Source organism: Oceanihabitans sp. IOP_32 (genome assembly GCF_009498295.1).
Classification (GTDB): Bacteria; Bacteroidota; Bacteroidia; order Flavobacteriales; family Flavobacteriaceae; genus Wocania; species Wocania indica.
This window is the reverse complement of record NZ_CP040813.1, coordinates 2,173,957-2,199,648: the sequence shown is the minus strand read 5'-3', so window position 1 is coordinate 2,199,648 and position 25,692 is coordinate 2,173,957. Positions and strand designations below refer to the sequence as shown.

Here is a 25,692-nt window from a genome sequence, read left to right as displayed (position 1 = left end):
AAAAAAACAAGAATATTCCTATAAAAAATAGGAGAGATAATATATGGAATCTGTTCAAGCAATAAAACAACGTTTTGGTATTATCGGTAATACAATCGCCCTAAATCGCGCTATTGAAAAAGCCATTCAAGTCGCGCCGACCGACATTTCGGTATTGGTTACTGGAGAATCTGGTGTTGGTAAAGAAAATATTCCAAAAATAATTCACCAACTTTCACATAGAAAACACAACAAATATATTGCTGTAAACTGCGGTGCCATTCCAGAAGGTACTATTGACAGTGAACTTTTCGGGCACGAAAAAGGTGCTTTTACAGGAGCCACGCAAACCCGTGCGGGTTATTTCGAAGTTGCCGATGGCGGTACTATTTTTCTAGACGAAGTTGGAGAATTACCACTAACCACACAAGTGCGTTTACTTCGAGTTTTAGAAAACGGCGAGTTTATTAAAGTCGGCTCCAGCAAAGTGCAAAAAACAAACATTCGCATTGTAGCAGCAACCAACGTAAATATGCTCCAAGCGATCGAAAAAGGAAAATTTCGCGAAGACCTCTACTACAGACTAAGCACGGTAGAGATACACCTACCGCCTTTGCGCGAGCGACAGGAAGATATTCATCTTTTATTTAGAAAATTTGCAAGCGATTTTGCCTTAAAATACAAAATGCCAACAGTAAAATTAACAGACGATGCTGTAAAGGTTTTATTAAAACACCGTTGGAACGGAAACATTAGGCAGTTGCGAAATGTTGCCGAACAGATTTCGGTCTTAGAGCGCCAAAGAACTATTTCTGCAGATACCCTTAAGGGGTATTTACCAACATCAGGTACAAATTTACCGGCTGTTATAAAAACCTCAAAAGCTGAAAGTGATTTTACTAGCGAGCGTGAGATTTTATACAAAGTGCTTTTCGATATGAAAGGCGACTTAAACGATTTGAAAAAACTCACTATGGAACTCATGAAAAAAGGGAACATTAAAGATGTCGAGAAAGATCATGGCGGTTTAATTCAAAAAATTTATGGCGACAGTGAAGCCGCAGAAGCCGATTACCAAGAAGCTCTTGAAGATTTTGAAGCGACCAATGCCAATACCGATCTTATTTCGATACCGAGTCACCCGAATACCGATACCGAAAATCAAGATTCCTCAGATAAATACTATTTTGCTGAAGAAATTGAAGAAGAAGAAACCTTATCTCTTCAAGACAAAGAATTAGAATTAATTAAAAAATCTCTAGAACGCCACCAAGGGAAACGCAAATTAGCAGCAGCAGAATTAGGCATAAGTGAACGAACACTTTATAGAAAAATTAAACAATATAATCTGTAACCAACAGTTTTTATATGTATTAACACATAAACAACACCTATTGTAGTTTAAACGTTTACCAAGCATCGAGAAAATCATAATAACTAATAAACGACGTCAAAGGTTTTACATACCAATTTTAAAATGACATATCTTAAATACCTTTTTTTATTTTTAGTAAGTGCATCCCTAACAGGTTGCAAATTCTATGGCTTTACGCAGCCAAGCTCTATTAAAGCTGAAACCTTTCAGGTAAATCGCATAGAAAATAACGCCCCTTTAGTAGAACCTGGCTTAGAGGTCGAGTTTCAGAACGCTTTACAGGATTTAATTCTCGACCAAACCAATTACAAGCTTACAAACGCTAATGCCGATTTAGTTTACGATGGCGAAATTTCTACCTATAGAATTTCTCCAACAACTGCAACCGCATCGAATACCGCAGCACAAAACAAATTAACTATTGGTGTTAAAATTCGTTTTTACAATAAAAATAACGAAGATGATAATTTAGAGCAAAGTTTTTCGTTTTTTTACGATTATCCAGGAAGCGCACAACTTGTTGGCTCTCAAAAGGCCACCGCACATGAAGAAATTATTGAGCGACTCACCCAAGATATTGTTAATGCTACGCTAGCAAAATGGTAAACCCGTAACGGTTTGCTGCAACATTGAGAAAATAATATTTAGCTTTCCCAATAAAAGGGAATTAAACAAGAAATTAATGAATAGTAAAGATTTTACATACCTGCTCCAAGATCCTCAAGCTATAACCCACGAGCAAACCGAGACCGTAAAATCTGTTATCGACCAGTTCCCTTATTTTCAATCGGCACGAGCCATTTACCTAAAAGGTTTAAAAGATCAAAGCAGCTTTAAATACAACCAAGAACTTAAAGTTACCGCGGCATATACTAGCGACCGCAGTATTTTATTCGATTATATTACTTCAGATACATTTCTTCAAAACGAGATATCTCAAATTATTCAAAACAACATAAAACCTTTAAAAGATATTAAGGTGACTGCAGAGGATATTTCGGTAAGCAAAAGCACCACCTTTGATGACACGCTTAAACAACAAATACATGCTACTGAAGGTGTTTTAGACCCCGCTTTATTTGAACCAAAAAAAGCATCTACTCCAGATACGACAGCGCCACAAAATACAGAACAAACACCTGCGGGTCAATTACTTAATCTAGGAAAACCGTTACGTTTTGATAAAAAAGAAACACATTCGTTTAACGAGTGGCTAAAAATTACGCATTTTAAACCCATACAAAGAGAAGAAGATAACCTGGGTAAAGAAGTAAATCCAAACGAAACCGAAAAAGCCAAAAAATTCGAGTTAATCGACAGATTTATCACCCGAAACCCGAAAATAAATCCATCAAAAACAGCAACCTCAAAAGGAAATCTCGCCAAAGCTCAGATGATACAACCAGAGGCTTTAATGACCGAGACGTTGGCGCGTGTATACGTAGAACAAAAAAACTATAAAAAAGCAATTCAATCTTACAAGATTTTAATTTTGAAATATCCAGAAAAAAGTAGTTTCTTTGCAAACCAAATTAAAGCAATAGAACAATTGCAAGAACAAAACAACTAAAACAATGAGTACGTTTACAATATTTTTAGCATTAATCGTAGTCGTAGCATTTTTACTAATAGTAGTAATTATGGTACAAAACCCAAAAGGTGGTGGTTTATCATCTTCGTTTGGCGGTGGAGGCACACAACAATTAGGTGGCGTGAAAAAGACCACCGATTTTTTAGACAAAAGCACATGGACCTTAGCAACACTTTTATTAGTTTTAATATTAGTATCTAACGTTGCTATTAACAGAGGTGGTGAGAGTCTAGATTCGAAAGCCCTAGACCCAAACGCAACCACTACTCAGCCTTTACCTCAAGCAGCACCGCTACCAGCAGCTACAAACAATGACACAACACCAGCAAATGATTCTTTATAAACTAAACAATCATAATCTATAAACACAAAATGTCAACATATACGTTGGCATTTTTTTATTTCTGCAAGTTTGTCAGTTAAAAAGTATTGGCACATTTTTAGCTTAAAACAGAGGTAATAAACATAATTTAATTAATTAAAATAAAATAAGAAATGAGCTTAAACATTAAACCATTAGCAGACAGAGTTGTTATAGAACCTGCTGCTGCTGAGACAAAAACAGCTTCAGGAATTATCATTCCAGATAACGCTAAAGAAAAACCACAAAAAGGACAAGTTGTTGCCGCAGGAAAAGGCACTAAAGACGAACCTATTACCGTGAAAGTTGGCGATACTGTTTTGTATGGTAAATACGCAGGAACCGAGCTTAAACTTGAGGGGAAAGATTATTTAATTATGCGCGAAAGCGACATCCTAGCTATTGTTTAAAACATAGCTTTTTTCATTTCCGCAAAAGCGGAAAACTTCTAAATAAATATTAACGTAACATGAAACAGATTCCTACCTTCGTGGGAATGAAAAATAAAATTTCTTATTATGGCAAAAGACATAAAATTTGATATAGATGCACGCGACGGATTAAAACGCGGTGTTGACGCATTGGCAAATGCAGTAAAAGTAACCTTGGGTCCAAAGGGACGTAACGTAATTATTAGCAGAAGTTTTGGCGCACCACAAGTCACTAAAGATGGGGTGACTGTAGCCAAAGAGATTGAGCTTGAAGATGCACATGAAAACATGGGCGCACAAATGGTTAAAGAAGTGGCGAGTAAAACCAACGATTTGGCTGGAGATGGTACAACAACTGCTACCGTTTTGGCGCAAGCTATCGTAAAAGAGGGCTTAAAAAACGTTGCCGCTGGTGCTAATCCAATGGATTTAAAACGCGGTATCGACAAAGCCGTTACGGCCATTACAGAAGATTTAGAAAAACAAGCCAAGCAAGTGGGTAATTCTTCTGAAAAAATTAAACAAGTTGCCGCTATTTCAGCTAATAACGATGATACCATTGGTGAGTTAATCGCTCAAGCTTTTGATAAGGTTGGTAAAGAAGGCGTGATTACTGTTGAAGAAGCTAAAGGTATGGACACTTATGTTGATGTTGTTGAAGGTATGCAGTTCGACAGAGGTTACCTATCGCCTTACTTTGTAACCGACTCTGATAAAATGATTGCCGATTTAGAAAATCCATACATTTTATTATTCGATAAAAAGATTTCTAACTTACAAGAAATTCTTCCAATTTTAGAGCCTGTAGCACAATCTGGCAGACCATTATTAATTATTGCTGAAGATGTTGACGGCCAAGCCTTAGCTACTTTAGTAGTTAATAAATTACGTGGCGGACTAAAAATTGCAGCTGTTAAAGCCCCTGGTTTTGGAGACCGTCGTAAAGCCATGCTTGAAGATATTGCCATTTTAACTGGTGGTACTGTAATTTCAGAAGAAAGAGGTTTCACTCTAGAAAATGCCGATTTAAGCATGTTAGGTACTGCCGAAACCGTAACGGTTGATAAAGACAACACTACTATTGTTAATGGTGAAGGCGCTGCCGATGATATTAAAGCCCGTGTAAACCAAATTAAAGCACAAATTGAAACCACAACTAGCGATTACGATAAAGAAAAGCTACAAGAACGTTTAGCGAAATTGGCTGGCGGTGTTGCGGTACTTTATGTTGGCGCAGCTAGTGAGGTTGAAATGAAAGAAAAGAAAGATCGTGTTGACGATGCTTTACACGCTACAAGAGCAGCCGTAGAAGAAGGTATTGTTGCCGGTGGTGGTGTTGCGCTAGTGAGAGCGATTTCAGTTTTAGAGAAAATAACTACCGAAAACCTAGATGAAGTTACAGGTATCCAAATTGTAGCGCGTGCTATTGAAGCTCCATTACGTACTATCGTAGAAAACGCTGGTGGAGAAGGTAGCGTAGTGATCAATAAAGTTTTAGAAGGCAAAAAAGATTTTGGTTTCGACGCCAAATCTGAAACTTATGTAGACATGCTTACCGCTGGTATTATCGATCCTAAAAAAGTAACCCGTGTTGCTTTAGAAAATGCGGCATCGGTTGCAGGAATGATATTAACTACAGAGTGTGCTTTAATCGATATTAAAGAAGAGGCTCCAGCTATGCCACCAATGGGCGGCGGCGGTATGCCAGGCATGATGTAAACCATTTAAAACAGAAACACATCTTTATTTGTGTTTGTTTTTTTTAATATTAAACGCTCCTTTCAGAATTATTGAAAGGAGCGTTTTTAGTTTATATAATCCGTCTGTCGTCATTCAGAGCAGCCTGTCATTCAGAGCAGCCTGTCATTCAGAGCAGCCTGTCATTCAGAGCAGCCTGTCATTCAGAGCGAAGCCTGTCATTCAGAGCAAAGCGAAGAATCTCACGATTTTACTTGCTGTTTTCATTGAAGAGATGGCGTCGTCATGCTTCCTCGCCATGACGGATTACCACTGTGTGTAGTTGTTTATAACGAATCCTGTCATTCAGAGCGAATCCTGTAATTCAGAGCAGCCTGTCATTCAGAGCACAGCGAAGAATCTCACGGTTTTACTTGCTCTTTCATTCAAAAGATGGCGTCGTCATGCTTCCTCGCCATGACGGATTTTTGCGGTGTTATGTTGTTCATAGCAGCCTGTCATTCAGAGCAGACTGTCATTCAGAGCAAAGCCTGTCATTCAGAGCAAAGCGAAGAATCTCATGAGTTTTACTTGCCCTTTCAATCAAAAGATGGCTTCGTCATGCTTCCTCGCCATGACGGATTACTACTGTGTGTTGTTGTTTATAACGAATCCTGTCATTCAGAGCGAATTCTGTCATTCAGAGCATTCCGAATATATTCGGAGTGGAAGAATCTCTTTCTCTATAAACTTAGCATAACCCATTATAAAGATTCTTCAGTCGTGCCTCCTTCTGAATGACAGACGTGAATTATTCAAAGCGAATCCTGTAATTCAGAGCAGCCTGTCATTCAGAGCATTCCGAATATATTCGGAGTCGAAGAATCTCACGATTACACTTGCTCTTTCAATCAAAAGATGGCGTCGTCATGCTTCCTCGCCATGACGGATTACCACTGTGTGTAGTTGTTTAGAATGAATCCTGTCAATCAGAGCAGCCTGCCATTCAGAGAAGCCTGTCATTCAGAGCAAAGCGAAGAATCTCACGATTTTACTTGCTGTTTTCATTGAAGAGATGGCGTCGTCATGCTTCCTCGCCATGACGTATTGTTATGGTGTGCCGTCAATCAACCTACCCTGTCATTCAAAGCAGCCTGTCAATCAGAACAAAGCCTATCATTCAGAGCATTCCGAATATATTCGGAGTCGAAGAATCTCTTTCTCTATAAACTTAGCATAACCCATTATAAAGATTCTTCAGTCGTGCCTCCTTCTGAATGACAGACGTGAATTATTCAAAGCGAATCCTGTAATTCAGAGCAGCCTGTCATTCAGAGCATTCCGAATATATTCGGAGTCGAAGAATCTCATGATTTCACTTGCACTTTCAATCAAAAGATGGCTTCGTCATGCTTCCTCGCCATGACGGATTACCACTGTGTGTAGTTGTTTAGAATGAATCCTGTCAATCAGAGCGAGCTGTCATTCAGAGAAGCCTGTCATTCAGAGCAAAGCGAAGAATCTCACGATTTTACTTGCTGTTTTCATTGGAAAGATGGCGTCGTCATACTTCCTCGCCATGACGTATTGTTATGGTGTGCCGTCAATCAACCTACCCTGTCATTCAAAGCAGCCTGTCATTCAGAGCAGCCTGTCATTCAGAGCATTCCGAATATATTCGGAGTCGAAGAATCTCACGATTTCACTTGCCCTTTCAATCAAAAGATGGCGTCGTCATGCTTCCTCGCCATGACGGATTACTACTGTGTGTAGTTGATTATAACGAATCCTGTCATTCAGAGCAGCCTGTCATTCAGAGCACAGCGAAGAATCTCTTTCTCTATAAACTTAGCATAACCCATTATAAAGATTCTTCAGTCGTGCCTCCTTCTGAATGACAGACGTGAATTATTCAAAGCGAATCCTGTAATTCAGAGCAGCCTGTCATTCAGAGCATTCCGAATATATTCGGAGTCGAAGAATCTCATGATTTCACTTGCCCTTTCAATCAAAAGATGGCGTCGTCATGCTTCCTCGCCATGACGGATTTTGGATCATTCTCAAAAGTTGTGTGTAAATTGAAATAAGATTGCGATTTTTGTTTTTAAAAATATTATTTTGGACAATTATCTAGAACTACTCAAACTTATTTTACCTGAATTTTTAATCAATCATTTTGATTTGGTAAATAGCACAAAAAATGGTGAAGTAATGCATCTTTACTTCGAAGAACGTAATATCACCCCTAAAGAAGAGTCTAAACGCGAGTTAATTGCTCATGGGTTTCATAAACAAATAACCATTCAAGATTTTCCGCTGAGAGGAAACACGGTCTATCTGCATGTAAAGCGGCGAAGATGGCTAGATAAAACCACTAAGCAAGTCGTACAAAGAGATTGGAATTTAGTAGCACAGGGAACACGAATGACCACCGAGTTCGCTGCTTTTTTAAAAGAAATTAGTCAATACTAGAGCCTCAGACTGTCATACTATTGGACACTTCTATGGAGTAAATGGGAAAAAATTACAACGACAGTATAAAGACTATTTAAGCGATTTTAAAGAGTGGGATCAAAAGAAGCACGCCAAACAATGGCTCATTTTTCCAGAGAATATAGGTGCTTATCTATCTATTGATGAAACAGCACTCTCCAAAGGTGAACTCTACACCATAATTACAAACAAAAAAGCAAAAGGAAAGAAAGGTAGTATAGTCGCCATTTTTGCTGGAACCAAAGTAGATCCCATTATAGAACAACTGCTCAAAATCTCAGCAAAGAAAAGAGCTAAGGTCAAGGAAATAACTCTAGATATGGCAAACTCAATGAAAACTATATGTAAAAAATGCTTCCCAAAAGCCGTACAAGTCACAGATCGTTTTCACGTGCAAAAGCTAGCTTTGGAAGCATTACAAGACATTAGAATTAAGCATAGATGGGAGGCCATAGACCTAGAAAACGAAAAAATCAAGCAAGCTAGAGCAAGCAATAAAAGGTATAATCCTGAAATATTTAAAAATGGTGACACAAGAAAACAACTCTTAGCTAGAAGCAGATATTTACTTTATAAAAATCCTTCTAAATGGACAAAAAATCAATACCAAAGAAGTGCAATACTCTTCAATGAATATCCTGATATCAAGGTTGCATTTAACTCTTAGTACAGGGACTAAGAAATATTTTCAATACAGCAAAATCAGTAGAAATAGCATACACAAAATTAGCGCATTGGTATAACGATGTGGAGAAAACTGGATTTAGAGCTTTTAATTCAATAGCAAATACAATACATATTAACTATCGATCTATATTAAACTACTTCATAAATAGAAGTACAAACGCATCAGCAGAATCATTTAATACCAAAATCAAAGCGTTTAGAGCGCAGTTTAGAGGTGTGAAAAACGTAGAATTCTTCCTCTATAGATTAATAACAATATTTGCTTAAACACAACTTTTGGACTTGATCCCGGATTTTTGCGGTGTTATGTTGTTCATAGCAGCCTGTCATTCAGAGCAGCCTGTCATTCAGAGCACAGCGAAGAATCTCTTTCTCTATAAACTTAGCATAACCCATTATAAAGATTCTTCAGTCGTGCCTCCTTCTGAATGACAGACGTGAATTATTCAAAGCCCAGCCTGTCATTCAGAGCGAATCCCGTCATTCAGAGCATTCCGAATATATTCGGAGTCGAAGAATCTCACGATTTCACTTACTGTTTTCATTGGAAAGATGGCGTCGTCATGCTTCCTCGCCATGACGGATTACCACTGTGTGTAGTTGTTTATAACGAATCCTGTCATTCAGAGCAGCCTGTCATTCAGAGCACAGCGAAGAATCTCTTTCTCCATAAACTTAGCATAACCCATTATAAAGATTCTTCAGTCGTGCCTCCTTCTGAATGACAGACGTGAATTATTCAAAGCGAATCCTATCATTCTGAGCAGCCTGTCATTCAGAGCATTCCGAATATATTCGGAGTCGAAGAATCTCATGATTTCACTTGCCCTTTCAATCAAAAGATGGCGTCGTCATGACTCCTCGCCATGACGGATTTTTGCGGTGTTATGTTGTTCATAGCAGCCTGTCATTCAGAGCAGCCTGTCATTCAGAGCACAGCGAAGAATCTCTTTCTCTATAAACTTAGCATAACCCATTATAAAGATTCTTCAGTCGTGCCTCCTTCTGAATGACAGACGTGAATTATTCAAAGCCCAGCCTGTCATTCAGAGCGAATCCCGTCATTCAGAGCATTCCGAATATATTCGGAGTCGAAGAATCTCACGATTTCACTTACTGTTTTCATTGGAAAGATGGCGTCGTCATGCTTCCTCATCTTAACAGCTCAATGGCACTTAAACAATATATCACACTAAAAACGCTAATCATTATTTTTAAAGCCAAAAACTTTTAACGTACCTTTGCACACTTATTTACAAACGATGCGATTACACAGAAATTTATGCTTTGCGGTTATTGATGGCTTAACCCTAATCTTTAACGAAGGAAAGTATGCCGATAAGGTGATACAACAACTTTTAAAACGCGACAAACGATGGGGCGCCCGCGACCGCGGTTTTGTTGCCGAAACCACTTACGATATGGTAAGATGGAAACGCTTATATGCCGAAATTGCCGATGTAAAAGAACCGTTTGATAGAGATAACCTATGGCGTATGTTTGCGGTTTGGGCCACCCTTAAAGGCATAAAACTCCCCGATTGGAAATATTTTGAAGGCACACCGTTACGTAAAATTAAGGGACGTTTTGATGAATTATCCAAAATAAGAAAATACAAAGAATCGATTCCAGATTGGATGGACGCTTTGGGTAGCGAAGAATTAGGCGAGGCCCTTTGGTCTAAAGAAATAACCGCACTTAACCAACAAGCCAATGTTATTTTAAGAGTAAATACCTTAAAAACAACCAAAGAAAAACTGCAAGAGGAATTATTTGATTTAGATATCGAAACCGATGTTTTAAACCATTATCCCAATGCTCTAAAGTTAAAAGAACGCGCCAACGTATTCTCTACCGAAGCCTTTAAAAAAGGCCATTTTGAAGTCCAAGATGCCTCTTCACAATTAGTAGCCGAGTTTTTAAATGTAGAACCTGGTATGCGTGTTATTGATGCCTGCGCTGGCGCTGGCGGAAAAACATTGCATTTGGCAGCCTTAATGGAAAACAAAGGGCAAATTATTGCTTTAGACATTTACGAAAATAAACTTAACGAATTAAAACGTCGCGCTAAAAGAAACGGCGCACATAACATTGAAAATCGTGTTATAGACTCCACAAAAGTCATCAAAAAATTATACGACAAGGCCGATCGTGTTTTAATTGATGCCCCGTGTTCTGGCCTAGGCGTTTTACGCAGAAATCCAGATGCCAAGTGGAAATTACAACCCGAGTTTATTGAAAAAATAAAAGGCACCCAACAAGATATCTTACAACAATATTCTAGAATGGTAAAAGTTGGCGGACAACTGGTTTATGCCACCTGCTCCATCTTACCGTCTGAAAACCAAAAACAAGTTGAAAGGTTTTTAAAATCTGATGCTGGTGAGCATTTCGTTTTATTAAAAGACAAAAACGTACTAGCACATCAATCTGGTTTTGATGGTTTTTATATGGCACTTTTAGAACGTAAAAACTAATAAGAATTAAAACACAAACCCTTAAAAACGTGATTTTTATTGTTAAAAACCTCGTGAATAACTAAAATTTTTTGACCCTAAATTTAAATTCGTATTACAACGAAAAAAGTTACATTTACATTTTACTAAAAACCATTAATTCAATACCTAATGATTCACTTCTTTGGAAACGTAAATAGCAAAGTTTTTGCTGTTCAAACAACAAAAGAATTATCAAGCGAAACCATCTCTAAATTAGTATGGTTATTTGGCAATCAACCAAAAATAGATCAAGCATCTTTAGATGCTTTTTTTGTTGGCCCACGTGCGGCAATGATTACCCCTTGGAGCACCAATGCCGTTGAAATTACCCAAAATATGGGAATCTCAGATATTATCAGAATTGAAGAATTCGAGGCCGTAACAAAAGACTTTAAAGCTTTCGACCCCATGATTTCTGAGAAATACAATGGCTTAAATCAAAAATCATTTGCTGTTGATATTAAACCAGAGCCCATCTTAAACATTAAAGACATTGCGGCTTACAACCAACAAGAAGGCTTAGCTTTAAGCGATGAAGAAGTGGACTACCTAGAAGGTGTTGCCAAAAAAATAGGCAGACCATTAACCGATTCTGAAGTTTTTGGATTCTCGCAGGTAAATAGTGAGCATTGTCGTCATAAAATTTTTAACGGCACCTTTATAATTGATGGTGAAGAAAAACCTAGCTCACTTTTCAAACTCATAAAAGAAACCTCAAAACAACATCCAAACACTATTGTTTCGGCATATAAAGACAATGTTGCTTTTGTAAAAGGCCCTAAAGTGGAACAATTTGCACCAAAACGCGCCGATGTTCCAGAGTATTACACCACAAAAGATTTTGATTCGGTGATTTCGCTTAAAGCGGAAACACATAATTTCCCAACAACCGTAGAGCCTTTTAACGGTGCTGCCACAGGTTCTGGTGGAGAAATTAGAGACCGACTCGCTGGCGGAAAAGGCTCCTTACCCCTAGCGGGAACGGCGGTTTACATGACCTCGTATTCGCGCTTAGAAGCCAACAGACCTTGGGAAAAAGCATTCCCAGAACGCCAATGGTTATACCAAACCCCTATCGATATTTTAATAAAAGCATCAAACGGCGCATCAGACTTCGGAAACAAATTCGGCCAACCCCTCATTTGTGGGTCTGTATTAACGTTTGAGCATGATGAAAATTCGGATGGTACTAAAAACCCTTCAGAAGGCACTAAACGAAAATTAGGTTACGATAAAGTGATCATGCAAGCCGGTGGTATTGGTTACGGTAAAATCGAGCAGGCCTTAAAAGACACGCCTCAAAAAGGAGATAAAATAGTCATTCTTGGTGGCGAAAATTACCGCATTGGTATGGGCGGTGCTGCAGTATCATCAGCCGATACTGGTGAGTTTGAATCTGGCATCGAACTCAATGCCGTACAACGTTCTAACCCAGAAATGCAAAAACGTGCCGCAAATGCTGTTCGTGGCATGGTAGAGAGTGATGAGAATTTTATTGTTTCTATTCACGATCATGGTGCCGGTGGACATTTAAATTGTTTGTCGGAGCTGGTTGAAGATACTGGCGGCCTTATCGATTTAGATAAACTACCCGTTGGAGACCCCACCTTGTCTGATAAAGAAATTATTGGCAACGAATCTCAAGAACGTATGGGATTAGTGATCGCCGAAAAACATATAGATACCCTAAAGAAAATTGCAGATCGTGAGCGCTCACCAATGTACACAGTTGGCGATGTCACTAACGACCATAGATTTACCTTCCAATCTAAAACCAAAGGCAACAAACCTATGGATTTAGCCATGGACGATTTGTTTGGAAGTTCGCCAAAAACGGTAATGACCGACCAAACCATCAAAAGACATTACAAAGATGTTACTTACAATTCTGATAATTTTTACGACTATCTAGACCAAGTTTTACAACTAGAAGCTGTTGCTTGTAAAGATTGGCTAACCAATAAAGTAGACCGTTGTGTGGGCGGAAAAGTGGCCAAACAACAATGCGCTGGGTCCTTGCAAATACCGCTTAATAATGTTGGTGTCATGGCCTTAGACTATAAAGGAAAAGAAGGGATTGCAACTTCTATTGGGCACTCGCCTATTTCTGGTTTAATAAACCCGATTGCCGGGAGTAGAAATTCGATTGCCGAGGCGCTAACTAACATAATTTGGGCACCACTAAAAGACGGTTTGCAATCGGTATCCCTATCGGCAAACTGGATGTGGCCTTGTAAAAACGAAGGCGAAGATGCCCGTTTATACGAAGCGGTTAAAGCGATTTCAGAATTCGCCATCGATTTAGGTATCAATGTGCCTACAGGAAAAGATTCCTTATCGATGAAGCAAAAATATCCTAACGAGGAAGTGATTTCGCCAGGCACCGTTATTATCTCGGCGGCAGCACATTGTAACGATATTACTCAAGTTATCGAACCTGTTTTTCAGAAAAACGCCGGGTCTATTTATTACATCAACCTATCGCAAGACGAATTTAAATTAGGTGGCAGCTCCTTTGCTCAAATTCTTAATAAAATAGGAAATGAAACGCCTAATGTTAAAGATGCAGCCTATGTTAAACATGTATTTAACACCATACAGGAATTAATTAAAGACGAACACATTGTTGCTGGGCACGATGTGGCTTCAGGCGGATTAATAACCACCTTACTCGAAATGTGTTTTGCTGATAATAATCTGGGTGCAGAATTAGACCTAACAGCATTAAACGAAAAGGATTCGTTTAAAATCTTATTTGCTGAAAATTCTGGTATTGTGTTTCAGGCGAAAGATGCTTCCGTAGAAACCCTTTTATCTGAAGCAAAAATTGATTTCTTCAACATAGGAAAAGTTACAGAATCTGATGTGTTAAGCATTATTAACCAAGCCGAAGTATTTACTATGACGGTTTCCCGTTTGCGCGATGTTTGGTATAAAACCTCTTTCCTACTCGACCAAAAGCAAACAGCCAATAATTTAGCTGAAGCTAGATTTAACAATTACAAAAAGCAACCGTTAGAATATGTTTTCCCTAAGCATTTTACTGGGAAACTTGCAGACGTCATGGCGAGTACAACGAAGCCATCTGTTCCCAATGAACAGATTGCCAAGACGCCAGCGTCTCGCAACGACGTAAAACGACCAAAAGCAGCCATACTTCGTGAAAAAGGATCGAACTCTGAGCGCGAAATGGCAAACGCCATGTATTTAGCTGGTTTTGATGTGAAAGATGTACACATGACCGATTTAATTTCTGGTCGTGAAACTCTAGAAGACATTCAGTTTATTGGTGCTGTGGGTGGTTTTTCTAACTCCGATGTTCTAGGCTCTGCCAAAGGTTGGGCAGGTGCTTTTAAATACAACGAAAAAGCCAATACCGCCTTAAAAAACTTCTTTGCACGCGAAGACACTTTATCGGTTGGGATATGTAATGGCGCACAACTTTGGATGGAATTAGATTTGGTAAATCCAGAACACGACACACACGGAAAACTAACCTATAACGATTCTAAAAAACACGAGAGTGCGTTTACATCGGTTAAAATTCAGGAGAATCATTCTGTGATGCTTTCTAGTTTAGCCGGGAGCACGTTGGGCGTTTGGATTTCTCATGGTGAAGGGAAATTTAATTTGCCATACAGCGAAGATAAATACCATATTGTTGCCAAATACGGTTATGAAAGCTACCCATCTAACCCAAATGGCTCAGACTTTAATACCGCTATGATGTGCGATAAAACAGGACGCCATTTAGTAACCATGCCACATATTGAGCGCTCTACGTTTCAATGGAATTGGGCGCACTACCCACAAGGTAGAAAAGACGAGGTATCCCCTTGGCTAGAAGCATTTGTAAACGCCAGAACATGGATTGAAAACAAGTAAATTATAACATTATTTATATAAAAAGCTCCTTTGGTTATAATGACTTTAGGGGCTTTTTTTTTGTGGTAAATATTTCTCTAACAAACAATTAATACCAAATTAGCCATGTCATGCCGCATATAATTTGTTTACTCACATTTTTCTATGTTATAAATAGGTGTTCATGATGTGCTTCGCAGTTCTTTTTCGCCCATATTTCGGTATAAAATAAAACCTTAACTCAAGCTATGCTTTAATATTATATCTCATCTGAATAAAAAATAATTCAAATTAATAATACGACATTTCAAAACTAAATTGGTATAACACAAAACGTTATAATTTCTGTCTCAATTCAGAAATTTAAAACATCAAATTGCAGTTCATCGAAAATATAAGTCCTGTGATGTTTTTTAACGTATATTTAACGTTTTAAACCGTCAATACTATTGTATAAATTCCTACTTATATTCTTTATGTCTTGTACATACTGCTTTTCTCAAAATATAAATTTCGACCAACTCGATAAAGAGAAATGGTTTCGGTACAATGGTGGTATTTCGGCAAACAGCGTTTTTTATGATGGCACAGCCAATCGTCAAGATTTAACCTACGTTGTTACTGGTAATTTAAATTTCAATATTGCAGGATTGTATAACATACCTCTATCTTTCACCTATTCAAATCAAGATTTTAATTTCCCAAGTCCGTTTAATTTTAACCGGTTGAGTTTACATCCATCCTATAAATGGGTTACCGCACATATTGGAGATGTAAGCATGACGTTTTCGCCGTACACGCTTAGTGGGCATCAATTTACAGGTGCTGGTGTTGAATTAAATCCCGAAGGTAAATTTCAAATAAGTGCTATGTATGGCCGTTTGCTGCGAGCTACCGAATACGATGCTACGGCTCAAGGCGGAATCACAGCTTATAAACGAATGGGATATGGCGTAAAAACGGCTTACGATTTTGAATTTATGAAACTAGGTGTGATTCTTTTTAAAGCTTCAGACGATGAAAACTCTATTGAAAACACCTTCCCTGTGGAATTAAATCTAAGCCCAAAAGATAATGCCGTCCTTTCTTTTGAAAGTGATTTTCGAGTGTTTGATAAGGCTAACTTTCATATAGAATACGCCATCTCGGGTGTTACCGAAAACACACTTCTAACTGAAGACCAATCAGAAAAAGGCCTGCTCGCTTTTTTGCTAAAAGAAAACGCCAGCACCAACTACTACAATGCACTCAACGCCGCCTTCGATTACCCTGCCGGAAATGGCAGCTTAGGTGTTGGCTACGAACGTATCGACCCAGATTATAAAACCTTAGGCGCCTATTTTTTTAATAATGATTTAGAAAATATTACTGCAAATGCCACGCAAACCCTATTTAATAGCAAATTAAATTTAAGTGTTAATGCAGGTTTACAACGAGACAATTTAAACAAGGAAAAATCTACAGAGCAAAAACGTATTGTAAGCGCAGTTAATGCTAACTTAACCGCTTCTGAAAAACTAAATTTAAACGCATCGTACTCCAATTTTCAATCGTTTACCAATATTCGGGACCAGTTCGATTATATCAATCAAGTGGGCAATTTTGATAATATAGATACGTTAAACTATCGTCAAATTTCTCAAAATGCCAATTTAGCCGTTAATTATATCCTAAAAAAAACAGAGCAAAAACAACACAGCACAAATCTCAACTTGGTGTATCAAAATTCGAACAATCAACAAGAAGGCGAAACTATTGAAGGTGGCGAAAACACCTTTTACAATGGTACTGCCGCCTATACGCTTGGTTACCCGCAAAGCGATTTAAGCATCTCGTTAGCGGCCAATACGTCTTACAATACCACAGGAATGGACAAAAGTTTAACCTTAGGGCCAACCTTAGCCGTAGCCAAACATTTTTTCGACAAGCAGTTACGCACCAACATATCAAGCTCTTACAACACCTCTTATAACAATGGAACTCAACAAAACAGTGTTTACAATTTCAGGTTAGGAAGTAACTACCTATGGCTAGAAAAACATAATTTCAGCCTTAATTTCTTACTGCTGTTTCGTGAATCTAATACAAACTCTAATCGCGATTTAACGCTCACTTTCGGTTACAGTTACGCTTTCGATAATTTTAAAATGCAGTTTAACAAAAGAGACAGAAACAATCTTGATAATACGGCTAAAAGTCGTGAAGACAACTGGAGTTTTAGATATCGAAATGTTTCATACAGAGGCTCTATACCTCAACTCAATGCACAATTAACCCAAGTTTTTAAAAGTGATCCTTTTAAAGGTATTCCTAAGTACAAAAAAGAGGACTTAAATTTATTACTTGAAGTTACGAAATCCCAAACCAAAGAAGCTGCTTATAAAGAAAATGCTTTAGTCTTTTTAAAAGAACTCTATAGTTATGAAGATTTTAAAGCCATTTACAACAAAGCACTTTTTTCGGTAATAAAAAAGATTAAGGGGGATATGCGTGAAATGGATCAGGCACTTGAAAAGCTGTTTGTTATAAGAAAAACAGAGGTCGATAACCACCCCCTATTTAATAAAGAAGAGGCTAATTATACTGCTGAGGATTTAAAATTAAAAACAGCATATCAAGAGCTGTTAGAAGAGCAACAAGACCGCTTAGAAAAATTAGTAGGTCACCGTTGGATGGAAGTTATATTCACAGATTTTAACGATAGTAGTGTTGTAGAAGATCCCGTAGGGCACTTAAAAGAATTTAAGAACAAATTTGAGTTATCGGCCTTTAAAATGTTTGATAAATCAGAAACCATAGAGAAAATAGAAGACTTTTTAGAATATGAGCTTATCGATTTTTATTACAAAAAATCATTAAGCATTGTAAACCCTAACCAATATGAGCTGCGGTACATATCTAAAGAGTAAGCCTATAAAATTCCCCAAATTCCCGAAGGTGGAATATAAAACAGGCAATAACTAATAGCTTTAACTATAATCAAAGTTTGAGCTCGGGAACTAAAAATGATGAATTATGGTGTTGTAAAACGCCCAGCGATAAAACATAACAATTTTGAAAATAAAACTACATATTGCAAGGTCTTTTAAGAAGCTAAGCCTTTTAGTGTTACTAATTTTCGCACTACCGTTATGGGGTCAAGAAAGCACATTTCCTGTCCAAATCATTCCGCAGGCTACCCCACCACCGCCAGTATATTTCTCTAATTATGCCGATGCGAGCACCATTAACAGTCCGCTTCGGGTGCAATTAATCCTTAACGATTTTAGCATTCCAATTAGAGAAATACGGCTTAAAACCTATTTTCAAGGACGTGGGATCAATTTCCAAAGCAACGATCTTGTTACAGGTGCCACTACCTTATTTCTAAAAGGTGGTGTGCCCTTAGTTTTAACCAATGCAGAATTGGCCCCCTATTTTAAATTTGAGAACATTACTGGTATTTCACCAAATGCTTATGGAAATATCATTCCAGAGGGTAGTTATCAATTTTGCTTTGAGGTTTTTGATGTGGCCACAGGCAACCGGCTTTCAAACAAAACCTGTGTTACCACGGTTATTTTTAAAAATGAACCGCCCTTTTTGGTATCCCCAAGAAATAAAACCAGTATAGCAGAAACCAACCCACAACATATTGTATTTCAATGGACACCGCGAAGCATTAACGTTACTAATGTAGAATACGAACTCAGTCTGGTTGAAATTTGGGACAATAAAATAGATCCGCAGGCTGCCTTTTTAAGTTCACCTCCAATTTTTCAAACCACTACATCTTCAACCACCTATGTTTTTGGCCCTAGCGACCCCCAATTATTTTCTGGTAAAAACTATGCATGGCGCGTACAGGCAAAAGCCAAACAAGGCACCGAAGAGATTGGCCTGTTTAAAAACCAAGGCTATAGCGAGATTTATGCGTTTAGCTATGCCACTCCTTGCGACTTGCCTTCAAGTATATATCACGAGGTAAAAGGCAGTAGCATTGCCAATATTTTTTGGGACGATTTTTCAACCGAAGTGCCAGAATATACCATTCGCTACAGAGCAAAAACAGCAAGTTCTTCTGGCAATAACTCCAATACCAACCCAGAATGGTTTTATAACAAAACATCAGGAAACACCACCTCACTTTGGGATTTAAAAGCAGGCACCACCTACGAGTACCAAGTAGAGAAAAAATGTGCGGTTACCAAAAGTAATTGGAGTATGGTAAAGCAATTTACCACCCATATTGCCGATAACCAAGAAAGTGTTTACGAGTGCGGCATTACACCCGACTTTACATTAAGCAATACCGACCCTTTACAAACGCTCGCTAAAGGCGATGTCTTTACCGCAGGCGATTTTCCCGTAAACATCCTAAATGTAGAAGGCAGTAATGGTAGGTTTACAGGAACAGGCTATGTTACTATCCCTTATTTAAACAGTATAAAAGTAAGCGTCCTTTTTACCAATGTTTTAATAAATACCGACAAACAACTTGCCGAAGGCACCGTAATAACCTATTACGACCCTAGCCTTAAAAATATTTTAGATGTTGATGCGGCTATTGATACGGTAAAAGGTGTTTTAGAAGCTCTAGGCGAACCTTTTGAAGGCACCAACGACCTAGATGAAATTCGCATTAATTGGGAGCTAGATCCCGAGAATGATATTAAAATTGAAGATGGTGTTTTAATAATTACCAATCCTGAGAATGGTGCTCAAGAAAAAAGCCCTTTAGGAGACGATAAAGTTATTATTGATGCTGGAGGTAATGTGTACCATGTTGATGCTGCGGGCAATATAACTACTGGCGGACAAATAGACCCAAGTGGCAGCGTACATACAGGCAATGTTACAGGGGTTTCTAGAAATGGTAAATTAGAAGCATTAACGGCCGAAGGCATACAGGTTACTTTTATAGACAATGGCATTTATGGCTACGACCAAATGCCGAGTATTGCCAAAGACTTCGAGAAACTTAAAAAAGAATACCTAACTGTTCCTGATGCCGACGGCAGTGATTATACCCTACCGCATATTGCTGTCCAAAAAGATTCGTCTATTGTTGTAAAAGCAAATGTGGATATTGAAGCTAATTCTGCTTACAGTTTATCCGATTTAAAATTTAAAACCAAATCTGGCGAACTCATAACCCCAGAAATTAATGAAGCCGATAATACTATAGACCTTAGCCTTAAAGGACGCTATACCTTAGAGAACGAGACTATTTATGCGGTGGTAGATTCTAAACAAGACTCCACTAAACAACTCACCGCAGGAGCATTTACTCTTTGGCATTTAACCAACAGAACTGTAGATGTCGTTTTAGTTTCAGTAGATGGTGCACCGCTACCCGACCAAACCGCTATAAAAGATATTTTCAAGAAAGGGGCAGTTAGTTTAAATATAAAAACAGTAAGCCAAAATAAGGAAGGCAATAGCATTTCCCTAAATACTGAAACCTTAGGCGCAGACAACCAACTAGAAATTGGCGATAGCCCATGGCTTAGCAACTATAACGCAGAGCAAAAGGCTGTTATTAACAACATAAAATCTCAAATAAATTACAGCTCTAGCACCTACTATGTACTGGTATTTAATAACGATTTTAAAACCACAAAGACTATTGCCGGTTTTATGCCTTTACAACGCCAATTTGGCTTTGTATTTAGTGATGGATTAAATACTAGCGAAAAAGGCAAAAACAGCCTAGTGGGTGTAACCGCCCACGAATTGGGCCACGGTATTTTTGCCCTACAACACCCATTTAAATTATATGATACGCCAGATGGTAAAACAGATTGGTTAATGGACTATGGCAAGCATCCAGATGCTGTAAAACTAAGCCACATGGAATGGGCGCAAATACACCACCCTGCGCTTAAGTTTTATGTGTTTCAAGATGAGGAGGATGGGGAGATAGCGGGAAGGACATGGTTTACACCGGCATGGGAGCCATTCAAAATTAAAAACTCCATTACAATTAGGGCTAAGAAAGAGTCGAATAAAATTAAAGGTACAGTTCCAGGTTTTAGACTAAAAAACGGAATAGCTTATGATGCTCAATATGATGATGATGGAACATTCAAGGGTTACTTTACAGAAACAAAAGGCCACGAAAATCCTTACCAATTACCAACTCCAGATATTAAAGATAACTCTAGTGTGTATTTATACGAACATGTACCTAATAAATGCGCAAAAATATATTTAACGAGTTTTGGTTATGTAGAAAAAAATAAAGATAACATTCAAATCAACGAATATAATACAAGCTTAACGAGAGTTGATATTACTACAAATTGTATTGAAAATCTATGTGAAAAAGGCCAAGAGTTCTATGATAGTCATAAGTATCTAATAAAAGATAAAAATGAATCTGAAGAAGACGCTTTAAGGCGTATTGCATACTTAATATGTTCTAAAGATTCTGATGCGATAGATTACGAAGTATTAGTTTCACAACTTAATAAGGATGCTTTTGAACCTACTAAAGGGCTATGGAAAGGAGGAGAAATCTATAAATTAAGCTTAGCATGGGAAACATTCTGGAAAAGAGATAATGCTTTTGCTATATATTTAACAGCATTAAAAAAGATTAATCAAAATATTGAAAAGTATAACAAACAACTAGGTTCAAACGCTAGTAAAGAAGATTATTATACTGCTTTATATTATCTAGACGAGGAGTTTCTTAAAACCTTAAATCTTGAAAGTAAACAAGAACTACTGAAACTCATTTTTGAACATAATTTTTTCATTACTTCCAGTTACTTCGATTATGATAAAAGTGATGTTTCTTTAATTAAAAAAATAGTTAGCACTATTGATAATAACTCTATAGATACTTTTTTAACAGACCTAGCAACTAAAGAAGAATATAAAGCTGTTGCAAAGTCCAAAAGAGAGATATTATTTGAAGTTTTAAATGTCATAGAATTTTCTAAACTACAAGAAACTAAAATTGACATTAAAATTGAAGCGTTACGCCGAATGCTAGACGGAAATCTGCTGCGTTTATTTAATACTAACTATGAAAATGTCATTGCAAAACTTCTTAAATCAATTGGAGAAAAAGAAGCCACAGAATTTTTAAATGCACTTGAAGACATAAACCAAGGAGTAGATGGAGAACCTATGGTTTATCATTTAAAAGAAAGATTAGGAAATTTCTTTTCTAACGACGCCTATACAGAGTTTTTTAAACAACTTAATAGACTTGTAGCTTCAAGAGCCGAATTAGAAGCAGATACTTATGGAATTGTTGGAGACATTAGTTGGGACGTTGAGCATAGAGATTATGTGCTTGTTAGTTATGTAAGAGACCGTAACAACTACAAATATACCTATAACAAAAACACACATAAAGTAAACATTATCACTTGTGAAAAACAAGATCATAATAGAGGAAATTGTTTAAATCCAACTAACTTAATACCAGAAAACTCATCACCATTCGATATGGTTATGATTTACTTCTTGAAGAATGTGTCACCTTTTAGCCCTATGGCAACAAACATGATACATGATGATCGTGGCACTATTGAAGGCAAAGGTTATGCTGTGCCTATACTATTTTTAGAGCATCTAAAAGCAGACATATCAGAACAACGTTTAAAAAATGCTGCCTGGAATATATTTAATATTACGTTAACAGTAGCTACTGTGGGTGAGGGAACAGCTGCTATATCAGCAGTAAGGGTTGCCGCGGTATCGTCAAGGTTGAGTGCAAATTCAGGTAGAAAAATTTTACTCAGAACTTTAGGCAAACAATTTTTCCCGCTATTTGAATTCACTTACACCATCGGTACAACTGGTTACCAGTTTGGAACTGGCGATAATTTACCTCCTGAATATGAAGCACTAAACCTATTTTTTACAGCAAAAGGAGCTTTTGATTTAATAGATGGCGGATTAACTGGTTTAGCAAAATTATCTCAAGCAGATATTGATATTAAGAAAAAGGTAATAAGTGAGCTTGACATACGTGGACCAACAGGAAAACAAATAACACTTGATGAGTTAGACGACCTAGTTTACAGAACCAAAACAGCGGTTGATAACTCTCAGAATGATGAATTAATAAAAGCGTGGCGAGAAGCCAATGCCTCTGTTTTAGGTTCTGGTAAAATTAATCTTCTAAATAAACTTACCAATGCCAAGTTTAATAAATTTAGAAATTTTATTGATGGTTTAGCAGATGAAAGCAATTCGTTATATCGATTAAACTTGTTAGATGATGCCGATTTATTAAAACTGGCAGAAGATTTTGATGGGTTATCTAGCAACTTAAAGCGTAAGTTTAAACAACCTAATTTTATTGATGGTTGGTTATCGATTTCTAAAAGACCGCAAATGCGTTTAGACGAAGACATACTAGATGCATTATTTAGTTTAACAACTAAGCATAAAAACTTTGTAAGAACATATTCAAAAGAATTAGATAATATTTTTGATAAATTAGGCGTTGCAAGAGCTGGTTGTAAAACATGCCCAAATTCAAATGATATAGATCTACAAGTTGGTTATATTAAAGATATCGTTAAAGATTTAGAAGGCACCTTAACTAAGGTTGGTGATGATGCTCAAAACCTACAGAAATTTTTAAAAGAAATGGGCGAATCTTCTAAAAAAGCAAAAGGTGGTGCTTTTACACTTAAAACCATAAATAATAAATGGAGCGAACTTACAGAAGGCGGTTATTCTTTTGTTCGTTTTGAAGGTAAAATACCAGATATTGAAACTGGCCATAAACTAGATTTGTTGTTTAGAAATGCTACAAAAAACAGAAGACGAGCTATAGAACTTAAAAATTGGAAAAAAGTAACAAGCATTGCTGCAGATGAAAAAAGTCAGTTTTATCAATACATAAAAAGTAAAAAAGAGTTTAGATATTATTTTAATGAAAATACAGCCGAAGCGAAACTGGCCTTTCAAAATATATTTAAAAACCCAGATGTTGCAGAAAAGTTATGGGATTTAAATCCTGAATTATTTAAGTCTTTGGATTCAGAAATTATAAAAAGCTCTGAAAATTTAGTCCAGCTTGCAGAAAAAGGAACATTAGTTAACTATATAAACTGGGTACGTTAGTATGGAGTTGCTAAAACTTAAGGAAATTAAAAATGTTTATTCGATTGTTCAATTGGACACCTCTTTACTGGTCTCTGATAAGAAAGGTATTTTAAACTATCATCAATTTGATAATCTAACATTAAAATTCAAAATCGAAGAAAACATAAGTGTAATTGATACAATCAAACATCACTCAAACTATTATTTCATTAGCACACGAAGTAATTATTTGTTCAAATTAAAAATGAGATAGTTCCTTTTTTAAATGAATTTTTGTGTGTCGATAGTTTAAAGTAAAGAATTATATAGTCTTATATCAAGGCGATATAGAGTATCAAAAGAATAGCATTTATTCTTTAACAAAAAAGCAAATATTGTGGAGCTTAGAGAATATTTCACTTTGTGTTATTGGTGATTACTGTTTCAGTAGAAAAAAATCAAATTTCAAAGCCCGCAACATAGAAACAGGAGAAGTTCTATGGGATAAAACTATAACCGATGACTTTCCTGAAAGCACAGGCTATAAATTTTTAACGGTTTATAATAAGGTATTAGTTATGGCAATAAAAGATACTACGCTAGCTGGATACGATGTAGATACGGGTGAGTTATTATGGTCTGTTAAGAAAACTAATAATCAAAATTTGTTAGTAGATGAAAATGGTAAGCTAAGAGGCATTTCTATTACAAGTTATTTTGAAACAGATATACAAACAGGTGTTTATCGTAGAGTAGAATTTGCCCCGTATGAAGCTTTTAACGAACCAGGTTTTTTCTCATCTGAACGCGACAATTTTGTAATCATAGACAACCATATAATCACTACCGATTTTTACAGCAACCGCATAGGTGCTTTTAATATGGAAACCCAACAGTATGATTGGTTCTATACCGAAGAAAATGCAACAGGTTTTCCTGCATCTAGACCCATTAAGTATTTTGAACCTTATTTATGCCTTATAGATAATGAAGATACCTTGCATATTTATGAACTTAGAAAACAAGAACACGTGTGATGAAATTAGGTAAATTTATAGTAAATTTTATTTTTTATTTAATTGCGCTTCCGCTTATGGCTATAATGCTCGGGCCTCTAATGGTTTCAAAAGGAAAGCAAATAAAAACAAACCCTTTACCTATACTCAGGTTGATGCCATGTATATTAAGCCATTTCCACCAAATACAAGGGTTGTACAACTCGTAAATGTCGGTTTTATTTCGAATCAAGATACTATTGCATTGCAGTTTAGGCTTTATGAAAACAACCATGAGCGGTTGTTACAATTTCTCTATGAAAACGGTTTGCTTAAAAACAAAGAAGATTTTCGCAGTAAAATTCATAAGCATTACAATAAAGAAGATTTAGCTTTTGTTAATGCATTAGATATACTTTATGTACAATATAACAATAAAGACCCTCAACTCGATTATCTGGCTTTAAATGGAGAGAAAATTAAAGGTAGAATCCCTTATTTTAGAAAGTACTCTCTTATAGCATTTGGGTATATTGTAATTATTGTTAGTGTTTTAATGACTATTTTGTTGTTTTGGGGAACCTATTATCAATTAAAAGAACACAAGCAAACTGGAGAACCGCTTACATCAACAAATAAATGGGACGGATTAAAAGAGATTTTTAATCTATTTAAAAAAAACAAAACCAAATCATAACCAAAAAT

13 protein-coding genes and 1 pseudogene are annotated in these 25,692 nt (G+C 36.9%); all 14 read left to right on the top strand.

The genetic code is table 11. The features are described 5' to 3' along the window. The first annotated feature begins 43 nt into the window (after positions 1–43). Complete coding sequence (locus FEZ18_RS09130) at positions 44–1,333, top strand: sigma-54 interaction domain-containing protein (protein WP_153268022.1); 1,290 nt, start codon at positions 44–46, stop codon at positions 1,331–1,333. Positions 1,334–1,456: 123 nt separating this feature from the next. Then, entirely contained in the window at positions 1,457–1,960 is a 504-nt protein-coding gene (gene lptE, locus FEZ18_RS09125) for an LPS assembly lipoprotein LptE (RefSeq protein WP_153268021.1), read from the top strand. 76 nt (positions 1,961–2,036) lie between these two features. After that, positions 2,037–2,924, top strand: a complete 888-nt coding sequence (locus tag FEZ18_RS09120; protein ID WP_153268020.1) for a hypothetical protein — start codon at positions 2,037–2,039, stop codon at positions 2,922–2,924. A gap of 4 nt (positions 2,925–2,928) precedes the next feature. Then, positions 2,929–3,288, top strand: coding sequence for a preprotein translocase subunit SecG (gene secG / locus FEZ18_RS09115; protein WP_153268019.1), 360 nt, complete (start codon positions 2,929–2,931; stop codon positions 3,286–3,288). A gap of 152 nt (positions 3,289–3,440) precedes the next feature. After that, entirely contained in the window at positions 3,441–3,716 is a 276-nt protein-coding gene (gene groES, locus FEZ18_RS09110) for a co-chaperone GroES (RefSeq protein WP_153268018.1), read from the top strand. Positions 3,717–3,824: 108 nt separating this feature from the next. Further along, complete coding sequence (gene groL / locus FEZ18_RS09105) at positions 3,825–5,456, top strand: chaperonin GroEL (RefSeq protein WP_153268017.1); 1,632 nt, start codon at positions 3,825–3,827, stop codon at positions 5,454–5,456. Positions 5,457–7,532: 2,076 nt separating this feature from the next. Continuing rightward, a complete protein-coding gene (locus FEZ18_RS09100) occupies positions 7,533–7,886 on the top strand; it encodes a transposase (RefSeq protein ID WP_153268016.1) in 354 nt (117 codons plus the stop codon). A 19-nt stretch (positions 7,887–7,905) separates the two neighbouring features. Continuing rightward, positions 7,906–8,861: pseudogene (locus tag FEZ18_RS09095) on the top strand (ISL3 family transposase). Positions 8,862–9,856: 995 nt separating this feature from the next. Next, positions 9,857–11,071 (top strand): RsmB/NOP family class I SAM-dependent RNA methyltransferase, encoded by a 1,215-nt coding sequence (locus FEZ18_RS09090; protein ID WP_153268015.1) that lies wholly within the window; start codon positions 9,857–9,859, stop codon positions 11,069–11,071. A gap of 150 nt (positions 11,072–11,221) precedes the next feature. After that, on the top strand, positions 11,222–14,977 hold the full coding sequence (gene purL / locus FEZ18_RS09085; protein ID WP_153268014.1) for a phosphoribosylformylglycinamidine synthase: 3,756 nt from the start codon (positions 11,222–11,224) through the stop codon (positions 14,975–14,977). Positions 14,978–15,432: 455 nt separating this feature from the next. Further along, positions 15,433–17,865 carry a hypothetical protein gene (locus FEZ18_RS09080; RefSeq protein ID WP_153268013.1) on the top strand — a complete coding sequence of 811 codons (2,433 nt, stop codon included), beginning with the start codon at positions 15,433–15,435 and terminating at the stop codon, positions 17,863–17,865. Positions 17,866–18,010: 145 nt separating this feature from the next. After that, positions 18,011–24,031, top strand: a complete 6,021-nt coding sequence (locus tag FEZ18_RS09075; RefSeq protein ID WP_153268012.1) for a hypothetical protein — start codon at positions 18,011–18,013, stop codon at positions 24,029–24,031. A gap of 356 nt (positions 24,032–24,387) precedes the next feature. Next, entirely contained in the window at positions 24,388–25,029 is a 642-nt protein-coding gene (locus FEZ18_RS09070; protein ID WP_153268011.1) for a PQQ-binding-like beta-propeller repeat protein, read from the top strand. 139 nt (positions 25,030–25,168) lie between these two features. Then, on the top strand, positions 25,169–25,684 hold the full coding sequence (locus tag FEZ18_RS09065) for a hypothetical protein (protein ID WP_153268010.1): 516 nt from the start codon (positions 25,169–25,171) through the stop codon (positions 25,682–25,684). Positions 25,685–25,692 lie beyond the last annotated feature (8 nt).